The organism is Ectobacillus sp. OTK (assembly GCF_059698935.1).
In genome coordinates this window covers 5,377,946-5,389,946 of record NZ_AP048547.1, presented here as the reverse complement: position 1 = coordinate 5,389,946, position 12,001 = coordinate 5,377,946, and the positions used below count along the sequence as shown (strand labels likewise).

Sequence of the window (12,001 nt, the reverse complement as noted above, 5' to 3'; positions counted from 1 at the left end):
AAACAAGGTCGATTTCTTAAGGTCGACCTCTTCTTTATGTATATGATACATATGCAGATTGGCTCCTATTGTCTTTCTTTTAGGCAAGCGATAAAGCGTGTACTATAAAAGATATGGGAAAAATAATAAAAAGAGAACTAAAGAAGGAAGTGACTAGAGTGGCACAAATCTTAAAAAATGACTGGGAACCGCTTTTACAGGAAGAGTTTGAAAAGCCATATTACAAAAGCCTGCGTGAATTTTTAAAGGAGGAGTATCGGACGCGTATTATCTATCCAAGACCGGATGAGATCTTTAATGCATTACATTACACAGATTATGATGATGTAAAGGTTGTCATTCTTGGCCAAGATCCGTATCACGGCCCAAATCAAGCGCAAGGCTTAAGCTTCTCCGTGAATCCGGGTGTACGCATTCCGCCGTCGCTGCAAAATATGTTCAAGGAGCTGCATGATGACCTTGGCTGTCATATTCCAAATCACGGCTCTTTAGTGAAATGGGCAGAGCAGGGAGTTCTTTTGTTAAATACGGTATTAACGGTACGGCAAGGTGAACCGAACTCCCATAAGGGAAAAGGCTGGGAAAAGTTCACGGACCGCGTTATACAGCTGTTAAATGAAAGGGAAAAGCCGGTTGTATTTGTATTATGGGGCAAGCATGCACAGGCGAAGGCTCCGCTCATTACGAACAGTCGTCATTATATCATTGAGGCACCGCATCCGAGCCCATTCTCTGCGAATCGAGGCTTTTTTGGAAGCAAGCCATTTTCGAAGGTAAATGCTTTTTTGCGCAGCATCAATGAAACAGAGATTGATTGGGAAATTCCGGATCTTTCATAACCCAGTGCATGCGCACCTGCTGGAAGCTGAAGTGTAGAGGAGGGATTCCTGTTTTTGTGTTATAGGATGGAACTGACGAGAAAAATATACTAATTCACAACACAGGAAAGTTATTGTAAAATAAAGGGATTAGAAAGGGAAGCGCTAAGCCGTTCTTCCCTTTTTCTATTCAAGCAACGAAGAGGGGAAATGACGGTGTCGAAATCAAAAATATATAGCCTGCTGTTATTTGTCATGTTTATTTGGGGAATGAACGTAATTGCTACGAAAATATTAGTTACGAGCTTTATGCCGGTTACGATGACAGCCTTTCGGATTTTTACAGCTGGATTTATGGTGTTTCTCATTCTTGGCTTTTTAAAGGCAATACGTCTTCCAAAGGGAAAAGAATGGGTTTCTATTTTCATAGGAAGCTTGTTCAATGTTGTGGGACACCATTATTTCTTATCTGTAGGTTTAACGAAAACATCAGCAACAAATACCGGCCTTATTTTGGGGACAGCACCGCTCCTAACGGCGATTCTCGCTATGCTGTTTTTAAAGGATCGGGCAACGCTTCTGAAGATAGCAGGAGTTCTACTTGGCTTTTGCGGGGTAGCGTTTGTTATTTTAGGAAATGGTAAGAGTGTTCATCATATTTCCACTGGTGATCTATATATCTTTTTATCTATTTTGTCGCAGTCGGTTAGCTTTATTACGATTAAAAAAGCATCCCGGACCATTGATCCGCGTCTTATGACCGGCTACATGCTTGTTGTTGGTTCACTGCTTTTATTCGTTATCAGTCTTATCATAGAGCCGAATGGACTTTCCAGCATGACGAAGGGGTCGGCAGGTGTTTGGGTCATATTCTTGCTATCAGCTCTTCTTGCAACAGCCTTTGGCCATATGATGTACAATTATAGTGTCGGAAAAATTGGAGCAGCCGAAGCATCGATTTTTATTAACTTAAATCCATTTTTTGCTTTAATTGGTTCATTTTTCTTTCTTGGGGAAACGATTGTATGGAAGCAGCTGATTGGATTTATTTTTATCATCCTTGGAGTTATCTGCGGCTCAGGTGCATATGAAGAGCTAATGAGGCGTTTCCTGCGTGAGAGACAGCCATATATAAAGTGATGAAAAATCTCCCTCCTATTGCTAAGGAGGGAGATTTTTAAAAGGGAAGGAAAATATTTTCTTTCCGGGGATTGTCCAGATTTATCGACCCGTTCCAATCTCCAGAGGCAAAAGATAAAAAGTGTCTTGTGAGCCCGAGAACACTTCTTCGCAGGAGCAAAACGGGCTGTTCCTGCTTTTTTTTACTTAGACGCGCACCGCTAGTACAAATTCCTCTACAACCTTTGCTACGCCGTCATTCATATTTGTATCTGTTACATAATCAGCTATAGCCTTAATATCATCAGGCGCATTGCCCATAGCAACGCCAAGGCCCGCAAATTCAATCATGGCTTGGTCATTGTAGCTGTCCCCCATTGCAATGACTTCTTCACGCTTAATACCGAGCTTTTGAATGAGATAGTTAAGGCTTGTGCCCTTTGTTACCCCAGCTTCTGTAAATTCAAGGAAAAATGGCTTAGAACGCATAACGGATAACTTCCCAGCGAATTCAGCCTGCAGCTTCTTTTCGATCTCGATTAAGCGCTCTGGAGCCTCTACCATTAATACCTTTACAACGGGCTCATCAACCGCCTCCGTGAAGCTATCAACCTCCACGATTGGCAGTCCGGTAATCTCAGCTTCCACCTCGGTATATTGATTATTTGCTTCAGTTACAATTGTGTCGCCAACATACGTATGAATCCAAACATCAACATCTTCACGGCGGCTTACTTCATACAGGTTCTTGGCTGTTTCTGGCGACAGCGTACTGCTGAACAGTTCTTCTTCGGTTTTGCAGTTTATAATCTTTGCCCCGTTAAAGGAAAGGATATAGCTTCCATATTCCTCTAAACAAAGCTCCTTTGCGATCTCGCGCATCCCATATGTAGGACGTCCAGAGGCAAGTACCACTTTTACACCAAGCTTCTGCGCATCCATAAGCGCTTTTTTCGTACGTTCGGAAATGGTATGGTCATCACGCAGCAGTGTATCATCTAAATCAAGTACAATCATTTTGTAAGACATGGCAGTCATTCCCTTCCATAAATTATATTATCTACTATCCTAGCAACAATACTTTCAGGCTGCAAGATTAGAAGTTTTCCATATCAAGTCATTGAACAGCTTTCTAAGCATCCACTAACAGACCAAGGGATTGCAAAGTTTGCTGCTGATTGGGAAAAGGTTCCTCAAATCTAAAGGTATCAGAGATAAAAAGATGCCACTATGCCATTAAGCAATACAATTTTTCTATATGAAAAGGAGGGCTGCTAGAGCCCTCCTGAATGAGTTATTTATAAAGAGTTAGTTTTTTCTTATGCTTTAGCTGCTTCCTTTGCCTTGGTAAAAGGAAGCTTAGAGTCTAGTGATAGGAAGGAACTTCCATTTAGGGTAAGGTGAAGGGCCATTACCATTAAAGCAAGATCAAACTCGTAGCCAGCTCCATTATTGTTTCCTAAGAACCCAGCAGCTAATTTCACCTTTATGATAGCAACCAGCATAATGGCAACGAGCAGGGCTGAAATGATTCTTGTTCCAAGACCTAAGATTAAGGCAATTCCGCCTACTAACTCAATAGTACCAACAGCATACGCCATAAAGCCAGGTAAGCCCATGCTTTGGAACCATCCGGCAAGATTGCCAAGTCCGCCTTGAACCTTCGTGAGACCGTGTGCAAAGAAAGTAATTCCCAGTACTACTCTCAACAGAAATACTCCAACCTCTTGATAGTTTTTCATTATTTATCTCTCCTCTCATTTTTACACTACTTTATGTAGTGTTGGAAGGTAAAAAAAATTAAGTAATAGTTACTAGAATCATGCCCATAAAAAGGAGTAGAGCATGAATAGAAATTACAATGGATGTTGTTTTAAGCTTCACCGGTATTGCTTTCTTAGGATCCACCAGCTGCTGCAATCTGTAGTTTACAGATTCATCCGAAAAATGAACTAAGATAGGACTTATGCCTGTGTGAAAATTATTTTTAATGAGTTTTAACAGAGCACTTCCCAGACCAAGCTCAGATCCTGTTCTTTGGATTGCATATTCATCGGCTAATACTTCACTCATGATTTTATAATTCTGGTAAGACCATTTGGTTACCGGAATAAACCAGAGGGATTGCGATATCAATTGCAGGATGAAAATCTTCAGAGGATCGCGATTTTTTTGATGAAAGGTTTCATGCTCTATTACTGCCTCAAGCTCATGGTCTTCCAGCATTTCAATTAAACCGCTGGAGAGAACGATTTCCGGTTTGATGCATCCAATCGTAAACGCTAGTGACTGGTGGTGATGAATCACTAGAATATCTTGATTATATCGGTTGTATTCTTGATTCAAGATATTGGTTAATTCTATGTTTTTTAAATGTAGCAGTTTCTGTTTAAATCTTTTAGATAAAACATATTGTTCTGTAACCTTAATAAATGTTACAAGTATGGTGTAGGCGATGAATGCATTTAATAGAATAATCATGAGAAAGTAGTAGAATGAACTTTCCTTGAATAAACTGATGCAAAATTTAAAAAAGTTTATTCGAATATTTACTCCAAACAGGAGATGTGCTAGATACATCCCTATCTGGCTCCATACAAAAACCGCAATAAGGAGACTTAATCCCAGGATAAAGAAAGACTTCTTTTTGCACCACATTATGAGTTATCCTTTTTTAGCTGCTGAATTTTTTGTTCTAATTGGTCTAGCAAGCTTTTGTCTACATCCTTTAGTGCATCGAGCATATGGGTTATCACAACACCGCCAAACTCATCAAGCAGATTCTCCGTTAGCTTCTTAGATTGCTCTTCGATAAAGTCATCTTTTGACTGAACCGGCTGAAATAGCGAAAGCCTTCCCTGCAGCCTCTTTTTTAGAATTCCCTTCTCTACCAAGCGATTCATTACAGTCATAACAGTATTAAAATTGACCGGTTTTTCCTGCTCAAGGCGCTGTTGAACATCCTTGATACTGAGTTCATCCGCATCCCAGAGGAGTCCCATAATTTTGGCTTCTAAAGGTCCGAAAAAACGGGATAGTCCCACTTCATCGTATTTGAAATTTTTGATATTCATTTTTTCACCTTCCACTACGTATTGTAGTGGATTAGCTGTCTAATTGCAAGTATAAGAACTGGAATATATAAGCAATTCATGACTGCCCTACTAGAAGAAAATAAACGATAATATACGGAAAGATAAAAACAGGTGATTTGTATGAAAGCATATTTAGCTATGCTTCGAAATAATCCTGTCATTCATAACCCAACAGGGGAGGAAAAGTCGCTGGAACATGATATGATAATAGTGTTTGGACCGATAGAAAAGTTAAAGCTAATGGAAAAGGCTTGTCAACAGGAATGATGAGGTGAACAATCATGCAGGTGTCCGTAGAGGCAGTATTAAACAAATTAACGAGTGAGCTTGCTGCCGCAAAGCAGCAGCACAACACATTAAAGGTGCGAGAGCATTTAGCCGCTATTCGCGCCCTATGCGATCTAGTATTGGAGGAGCAGGAGGGTGTGCCGGCAGCGCCGGCAGCGCTAGAGCAAAGACCTATTCATACAGCTCCTTCCTTTTCTCCTTCACCAGTGCTTTTAAAGGAAGAAGGAGCAAATGGCGGCTCTCTGTTGGATTTCTAAAAGGATTAAGAAAGCATTCATATTTGAATGCTGCCCTAGCTCCTGTAGAATAACCTCCTGCGCGTTGTTTTTCCGCAGGAGCTTTTCTTAGGAGACAAAACAGTTGGATTTCGGTGTGAATTCTTCTAAGATTACATATAGAGGAAGGTGAAGGACATGAAAGTGTTTTTTATTTTAGGATGCATTAGTGCATTTTTATCGGTTGCACTCGGCGCATTTGGCGCACATGGCTTAGAAGGAAGAATTTCCGCCAAAATGCTGGAGGTATGGAAAACGGGTGTTACATATCAGATGTTCCATGCGGGTGGTTTGTTTGTAGTGGCATTTCTTTTAGCTAAGCTGCCGAACACCTCGCTTATTGTGGCAGCAGGATGGATTATGACTTTAGGCATCATTTTATTCTCCGGAAGCTTGTACGTATTAAGCGTATCTGGCATTAAGGTGCTGGGTGCTATTACACCGCTTGGAGGCGTAGCTTTTTTAACAGCATGGGTGCTGCTTGCAGTTGCGGCAGTAAAGGGATTATAAGAAAAGCGGACACGGCTCGTTCTGTAATGGAAGTTATATTTTTATTTCACACGAAAAGGAGCTGGCAGCTGAGGGGCTGCCAGCTTTTGTATGGTAGGAGGTATGTTGAATGCATCCATCTGTGTTTTTATTTCCTTGGCGGATACGTTGCCGCTTGACCTTGAGGGAAGTAAATAATTTCTTCCGGGAATTCTACATAGTCCAAATAAATCATGAGCAGGAGATATCGCTTTCCAGATGCGGGCTCGCTTAAAATAAGATGATCCCGGCCTGCTGCTTCAATAATTCCTGTATAGGACTGTGTGCCGAGCGTGCTGCCTCTCTCGTATGTCATATATACAGTTGCCTGCTTTCCTTTATTCAGGCGAAGAATATTCTCGATATACGATTGCTCCAAAGGAAGCTGCCCCGATGCCATTGCGAATTGTGCTTGTGCCGCCTGTACGCTTTGCTGAGCCGGCTGTTGTGCATAATAACCGTTTTGAGCCTGCCCGGATGGCGGTAACGGTGTTCCTGATGGTTGATAAAAGCCTGAACCATAATATGGATTTTGATTCATCTTAACCCCTCCCTATGATTAGCTAAATAGAGTATACCTTCGGACAATCGCTTCCGGATGGATAATAGAAGCAATGCTTTTTGTATCTACCGGAATTTGCCTGATTGAACCATGTAGGAGGGCAGGCCCCCTCTGGTCGGAAAAACCATAAGCCGTATGTGGCGGGCCAGAAGCGCTCTGCATTAATTACGCGGCGCGCCAACGCAATATCGCTGTCTCTTGCCCGTTGGTAAAAATACCCCTTTTGGGTTGCTTCAAATCCGCCCGGAGTCTGAAATACCATCTGCTGAAGATTACGAATTTTTTTAAAGTCCAGGCAGTCGCTGAGCACCCGGTTTACGCCGACATTTCCGACCATTAACATGCCAAGCTTCCCTTCGCCTTCAGCTTCTGCTCTCATCAATCGCGCGAGAAGTTTTACATGTTCTTCTGTGTACGGAATAACCCCCATACCTTTTCACCTCGCTTCAAAGGCAGTTCACGTCAGTAAACTATGCTTGTTGCTTAAGGAAATGTTGCTATCAAAAAGAACCGCTATTCCATATGTATGGAAGGGGAAAAGGAGATATGACAACTAAGAAACTCGACCTTAGGATGTTGGGCAATAAAAAAATGCTCCCTGCGAAAACAGGAAGCATATGTCGCTATACATATAAAAACTTTGCAACCTTCTCCTTTGGAAGGATGTTGCCGACGAAAAAGGAGCCAAACTCACCGTAGCGCGCGCTCACTTCATCAAAACGCATTTCATAGACAAGCTTTTTGAATTGAAGCACATCATCTGAGAATAATGTTACACCCCATTCATAATCATCAAAGCCAACGGAGCCTGTAATAATTTGGCGTACCTTGCCTGCATATTGTCGACCGATTTTGCCGTGGCTGTACATCATTTTTTTACGCTCCTCCATCGGAAGCATGTACCAGTTATCTTCCCCTTGACGGCGCTTGTCCATCGGATAGAAGCATACGTATTGCGCCTTCGGTAAAATTGGCTTTAAGCGCGCCACAATTTGCGGGTTTTGATATGGATCTTCGTCGGAAGGCAGGTAATTGCTTAGCTCGACGACAGATACATAGGAATATGTAGGAACTAAATATTCAGCAAGCGTTGTTTTGTTAAACTCTGTTTCAATTTCATTTAATTCTTCCATTGTTGGACGTAAAATCATTAGCATGAAATCTGCTTTTTGTCCGACAATTGTATACATCGCTTGGCTGCCTGCATTTGCTTCTTCAGTTTTGTTCCATTTTTCCACTATATTTAAAAACTCAAAAATGGCCTTTTGGCGTTCATCGCTTGATAACTGCTTCCATGCAGTCCAATCTACGGAACGGAAATCATGCAAGCAATACCAGCCCTCTAACGTTTTTGCTGCTTCACTCATCTTAGTCACCCCAATTTTTAAATTCGTTGTATACACTGTTTACTATACCATAAAAGAATCAAAAAATAGGAATTCCTGCTAGTTGATAACAGGCTGAATATTCAAAATATATAATCATTTACATGTGAACGCTTTTTTAAATTGAAAAAGTTTAAATTCAGAAAAAAAAGGCGTATCCTTAAAGACAGTGTTAGTACATAGGAGGGAACAGCAGTGAGTGATTTATTTGCAACATTAAAAGAGAAACTTCGCGGAAAGGGAACGACAATCGTTCTTCCAGAAGGAACAGATGAACGTATTCTTGGCGCAGCAGCACGTTTAGCAAAGGATGGGCTCGTGAACCCTATTTTAGTCGGGAGTACAGCTGAGATTCAGCAAAAGGCAGCTGCCTTAAATATAGCATTATCCGGCGTTACGATTTATGACCCAGCTTCTTACGAAGAAATGGAACAGATGGTAGCAGCTTTTGTGGAGCGTCGGAAAGGAAAGGTATCTGAAGAGGATGCACGTAAATTGTTGCAGGATGAAAATTACTTTGGGACAATGCTTGTTTATATGGGAAAAGCACAGGGACTTGTAAGCGGAGCAGCTCATTCTACGGCAGATACAGTTCGTCCTGCCCTGCAAATCATTAAAACAAAGCCAGGCGTATCTAAAACCTCCGGCGTGTTTATCATGGTGCGCGGAGAAGAAAAATATGTATTTGCTGATTGTGCAATTAATATTTCCCCATCCAGCCAGGATTTAGCGGAAATTGCAGTAGAAAGCGCAAAAACAGCTGCTTTGTTCGGTGTTGAACCGCGCGTTGCGATGCTAAGCTTCTCAACAAAGGGCTCGGCCAAATCCCCGGAAACAGAAAAGGTAGTAGAGGCAACGCAGCTAGCTAAAGAAATGGCGCCAGAATTAACATTGGACGGCGAGTTCCAATTTGATGCGGCGTTCGTACCATCTGTTGCGAAGCAAAAAGCACCGGGTTCTGTAATTCAAGGAGATGCAAATGTATTTGTATTTCCGAGCCTCGAAGCGGGGAACATCGGCTACAAAATTGCACAGCGTCTAGGGAATTTTGAGGCAATTGGGCCTGTTTTACAAGGGCTGAATATGCCGGTAAACGATTTATCCCGCGGTTGTAATGAAGAGGATGTATACAAGCTATCCTTAATTACTGCAGGTCAAGCACTGTAAATGAAAAAAGCCCGTATCGGGCTTTTTTTTATGCTATCCTGCTGTTATCCCATTGTATGCTTACACTAGAGCCTTGCTGTTTCGCTCCAACACTCGATGAAGGTTTTGCTCGTACATCGAAGCCTCTTCAGGCTGCAGCTGTGAAGGCAAGAGTATTGGTGTAAAGCGTTGCAGTGTTTGCAGCAGGCGCATCATTAAATGAGAGACGGTAATGTCCGTTCCAAGCAGCTCTGATAGCGAGGCCATTACATCCGGCACAATAACAGGATAGACAAACTTTGTCTGTTCTCCCTTTAGCGCAAGCTGATAAAAATCACGAATAAGGGCAGCCCGATTTGAGCCGCTGCCTGTGGCGCATAGATAAATTTGTACAGCAATTCCGCCGCGAATACGGCGCTGTGAGATGCCGGCAAATTTTTTGCCGTCAATGCTTAGATCATAGCTGCCTGGGCAATAAGAGCCAACAATCTCTTTTGCCTCAATGACAGCATCATAATCATGAAGCATTTCCTGAATGAGCCCTAGCATTGCATCATAGCCAAGGTTAATATCAATGCTTTTATCGGCCTCGCGCAGGATAAGAGAGATGTTTAGTACCCCTTCATCCAACACAACCGCAAGGCCTCCTGAGTTACGTACGATCACATTCCAGCCCTGCTCCTTTAAAAAGCTTATCCCCTCCTGCAAAAACGGGAGTCTTGTATCCTGAATGCCGAGTACAATTGTATTGTGATGAACCCAAGAGCGCACTGTTGCAGGGGAGAGTCCGCTGCCGACTGTTGTACATAATGTATCATCCATTGCAAACGACTGCAGCGCTTGAAACTGCGGCCCTAAGCTTGATTGGTCAATGATGCGCCACTGGGGCTGGGATAAAATAGAACGATAGTCACGCATGCCTGTAGCCCCTTTATTATATTATAAGATTATAGAGTGTATTGGACAGCTGCCGACTTGCCTAGAGGGGAATCCCTTACGATAGCAAAACGGCCCGCGTCAGCTTTTCTTAGGTCATTATAACAAAAAAGAAGATAGCAATATAGCTATCTCCTCTGCGGCTATCATTCTGCAATTTTTTCAAGGTTTCCGTTTCGGTCCATTCGGAAGCTGGTTGTAGGGCGCTCCTCTTCATCCATGAGGGCGAGCTTACGGGCCCGATTCATAATCTTCATCATTGTTTCGTAATCTTCCTGAATCGTTGTTGCTTCTTGCTCTAGCTTCGCAATTTTGCCTGCTAGCTCTTCATTTTTATGCATATATTCAGCAATTTCTTTTTTTAGTCTTTCATTTTCACGTTCCAATGCGGTAACCTTTACGTCTGAGTTTCCTAAAGACTGCAGGAAGCGGATGACATCTGCCATTGTAAGAGAACTAGTTCCTCTCGGATCGAGATCAGTAGTATCCGTCATCGTGAAGGAATTCTCTTCTAATAGAACTGTATTTTCTATGATTTCACCTGCTTCCATATCAACTGTACGCACGACAGGAGTCGGGGGTGTATACAGCAGCTTTTTCTTTGCGTGATCTCCGCCAATTGCACGCATCTTTTCCTTGCGGTGCTTTTTCGCTACCTGCAAAGCTTTTTCATAGTTATAGCGCACAACCGCATTCCAGCGAAATCCACAAGCCGCTGATGTGCGATTTAGCTTATCTCCTACTTCCTCAAATGCGTTTAATTGTGTGCTTCCTTCACGGACATGGCGCAATACTGTTTCTGCTAAAAGTAAATCATCTTCTTCTGTCCAAGCATCTTGTCTTATCTTCATAGAGTCATCTCCTTAATCCCTTTTTAAAATGCTTTTCTATCTTTAGGATGGACGGAAATGAACGGTTTTATACAAACCTTTCAAAAATATGGTAGATTATTTCCTGAAATGTAGAACTTTGATTTCCTAGTAAAAAATGAATACCATTTTTGAAAAATGCTATTTCTCTTTCAGTTTAGTTTTTTCAGATCAGCTGGCATCAGAAAATATACACAGTAAATGAGAAAAAGCGTATATACTTTCTTGATAAAAAAAGCTATAATATGTCCATGCTTACATAACATTCTCTATTGGAGAATACCCCACTACATTTTTATATCACGTGATATGAAAAAGGCAAACCTGATTGAAAAGCAGGGACGCAAAGCTTAGAGCCTAAGGAAGAGATTCTTCTATGGCTGTCTAGCTGCCATGCTTTTTAACACTCATGCCATGTATGGTATATTTTGGATAAATATAAGATTGCAAAGCAGGCAGACACAGTATATAGCTGCCTGCTTTGTTATGCGGCAGAAACATGGCTATTCTTGATCATAGCCTTGTCCTGAAGGAATCATACAGGATGGCTTGCAACATTTCAAAAAGAACGGTAAAATACCTTTTAGCAAATCATGCAGCGGTGCATACTAATACATGCGAAAAGTTTGAGGTTGAGAAAGGATTGTGCAGGATGGCAAATGAATTTCGGGTGTGCGATGATTGTCAGGCCACAAATTTAAAAACATTACTTCCGCGGTTAAAGAAGGTAGATCCGAATGCGGATGTGAAAATTGGCTGTCAGTCGTATTGTGGTCCAGGGCGCAAAAAATCATTTGCGTTCGTAAATAATCGCCCTGTTTCGGCACCAAATGAAACTGAATTGATTAAGAAAATTGAGGATAAACTAGGAAAATAAGGAAAGCACTTCTCAGTAGAGGAAGTGCTTTTTTGCATAAGTTAAGAAAGTGTAATTTTAGGGGTACTATCTAGCTCCCATGACCTGTTTGCTGCGGGGAAAG

General features: G+C 41.9%; 16 protein-coding genes, 1 pseudogene and 1 riboswitch. Of the genes and pseudogenes, 8 read left to right on the top strand and 9 right to left on the bottom strand.

Annotation, left to right across the window (positions count from 1 at the left end; translation table 11 throughout):
• The first annotated feature begins 158 nt into the window (after window positions 1-158).
• Together AC6HZ4_RS26655 and AC6HZ4_RS26650 are read left to right on the top strand one after the other, a co-directional pair.
• On the top strand, window positions 159-839 hold the full coding sequence (locus AC6HZ4_RS26655; RefSeq protein ID WP_497492925.1) for a uracil-DNA glycosylase: 681 nt from the start codon (window positions 159-161) through the stop codon (window positions 837-839).
• Window positions 840-1,028: 189 nt separating this feature from the next.
• Window positions 1,029-1,958 carry a DMT family transporter gene (locus AC6HZ4_RS26650; RefSeq protein WP_497492923.1) on the top strand — a complete coding sequence of 310 codons (930 nt, stop codon included), beginning with the start codon at window positions 1,029-1,031 and terminating at the stop codon, window positions 1,956-1,958.
• Window positions 1,959-2,144: 186 nt separating this feature from the next.
• On the opposite strand, the gene AC6HZ4_RS26645 is transcribed toward AC6HZ4_RS26650, so the two are convergent.
• The gene (locus AC6HZ4_RS26645) at window positions 2,145-2,966 is read right to left on the bottom strand and encodes a Cof-type HAD-IIB family hydrolase (RefSeq protein WP_497492922.1); all 822 of its coding nucleotides are present in this window, start codon (window positions 2,964-2,966) and stop codon (window positions 2,145-2,147) included.
• Between the two features lie 72 nt (window positions 2,967-3,038).
• Between AC6HZ4_RS26645 and AC6HZ4_RS26640 the strand changes: the two are divergent.
• A pseudogene (locus AC6HZ4_RS26640) lies at window positions 3,039-3,140 on the top strand (fructose-6-phosphate aldolase); the annotation flags it as partial.
• A 116-nt stretch (window positions 3,141-3,256) separates the two neighbouring features.
• Here AC6HZ4_RS26640 and AC6HZ4_RS26635 read toward each other — a convergent pair.
• The 3 genes from AC6HZ4_RS26635 to AC6HZ4_RS26625 all read right to left on the bottom strand — a co-directional run bounded on the left by AC6HZ4_RS26635 (window position 3,257) and on the right by AC6HZ4_RS26625 (window position 5,011).
• Complete coding sequence (locus AC6HZ4_RS26635; RefSeq protein ID WP_497492921.1) at window positions 3,257-3,679, bottom strand: DoxX family protein; 423 nt, start codon at window positions 3,677-3,679, stop codon at window positions 3,257-3,259.
• A gap of 58 nt (window positions 3,680-3,737) precedes the next feature.
• Window positions 3,738-4,517, bottom strand: a complete 780-nt coding sequence (locus AC6HZ4_RS26630) for a M56 family metallopeptidase (RefSeq protein ID WP_497492920.1) — start codon at window positions 4,515-4,517, stop codon at window positions 3,738-3,740.
• A gap of 77 nt (window positions 4,518-4,594) precedes the next feature.
• Window positions 4,595-5,011, bottom strand: a complete 417-nt coding sequence (locus AC6HZ4_RS26625; RefSeq protein ID WP_497492919.1) for a BlaI/MecI/CopY family transcriptional regulator — start codon at window positions 5,009-5,011, stop codon at window positions 4,595-4,597.
• 141 nt (window positions 5,012-5,152) lie between these two features.
• Between AC6HZ4_RS26625 and AC6HZ4_RS26620 the strand changes: the two genes are divergently transcribed.
• From AC6HZ4_RS26620 to AC6HZ4_RS26610, 3 genes are all read left to right on the top strand, one after another.
• Window positions 5,153-5,299: a hypothetical protein gene (locus AC6HZ4_RS26620; protein WP_497495854.1), complete on the top strand. Its 147-nt coding sequence runs from the start codon at window positions 5,153-5,155 to the stop codon at window positions 5,297-5,299.
• Window positions 5,300-5,313: 14 nt separating this feature from the next.
• Window positions 5,314-5,577, top strand: a complete 264-nt coding sequence (locus AC6HZ4_RS26615; protein ID WP_497492918.1) for a YwdI family protein — start codon at window positions 5,314-5,316, stop codon at window positions 5,575-5,577.
• A gap of 156 nt (window positions 5,578-5,733) precedes the next feature.
• Window positions 5,734-6,105: a DUF423 domain-containing protein gene (locus tag AC6HZ4_RS26610; protein ID WP_497492917.1), complete on the top strand. Its 372-nt coding sequence runs from the start codon at window positions 5,734-5,736 to the stop codon at window positions 6,103-6,105.
• Window positions 6,106-6,232: 127 nt separating this feature from the next.
• Here AC6HZ4_RS26610 and gerQ read toward each other — a convergent pair whose 3' ends face one another.
• The 3 genes from gerQ to hemQ form a co-directional block, all read right to left on the bottom strand.
• Window positions 6,233-6,664 (bottom strand): spore coat protein GerQ, encoded by a 432-nt coding sequence (gene gerQ / locus AC6HZ4_RS26605; RefSeq protein ID WP_497492916.1) that lies wholly within the window; start codon window positions 6,662-6,664, stop codon window positions 6,233-6,235.
• 22 nt (window positions 6,665-6,686) lie between these two features.
• Entirely contained in the window at window positions 6,687-7,115 is a 429-nt protein-coding gene (locus tag AC6HZ4_RS26600) for a cell wall hydrolase (protein ID WP_497492914.1), read from the bottom strand.
• A 193-nt stretch (window positions 7,116-7,308) separates the two neighbouring features.
• A complete protein-coding gene (hemQ, locus tag AC6HZ4_RS26595; RefSeq protein WP_497492912.1) occupies window positions 7,309-8,052 on the bottom strand; it encodes a hydrogen peroxide-dependent heme synthase in 744 nt (247 codons plus the stop codon).
• Between the two features lie 213 nt (window positions 8,053-8,265).
• On the opposite strand from hemQ, the gene pta reads away from it, so the two are divergent.
• Window positions 8,266-9,237 carry a phosphate acetyltransferase gene (gene pta / locus AC6HZ4_RS26590; RefSeq protein ID WP_497492911.1) on the top strand — a complete coding sequence of 324 codons (972 nt, stop codon included), beginning with the start codon at window positions 8,266-8,268 and terminating at the stop codon, window positions 9,235-9,237.
• A 60-nt stretch (window positions 9,238-9,297) separates the two neighbouring features.
• On the opposite strand, the gene lipL is transcribed toward pta, so the two are convergent.
• A complete protein-coding gene (gene lipL / locus AC6HZ4_RS26585) occupies window positions 9,298-10,134 on the bottom strand; it encodes an octanoyl-[GcvH]:protein N-octanoyltransferase (RefSeq protein WP_497492910.1) in 837 nt (278 codons plus the stop codon).
• A 164-nt stretch (window positions 10,135-10,298) separates the two neighbouring features.
• Complete coding sequence (locus AC6HZ4_RS26580; RefSeq protein ID WP_497492908.1) at window positions 10,299-11,003, bottom strand: RsfA family transcriptional regulator; 705 nt, start codon at window positions 11,001-11,003, stop codon at window positions 10,299-10,301.
• Window positions 11,004-11,328: 325 nt separating this feature from the next.
• A riboswitch (cyclic di-GMP riboswitch) is annotated at window positions 11,329-11,417 on the top strand.
• A gap of 256 nt (window positions 11,418-11,673) precedes the next feature.
• On the opposite strand from AC6HZ4_RS26580, the gene AC6HZ4_RS26575 reads away from it, so the two are divergent.
• Window positions 11,674-11,898, top strand: coding sequence for a YuzB family protein (locus AC6HZ4_RS26575; RefSeq protein WP_497492907.1), 225 nt, complete (start codon window positions 11,674-11,676; stop codon window positions 11,896-11,898).
• Window positions 11,899-12,001: the final 103 nt, after the last annotated feature.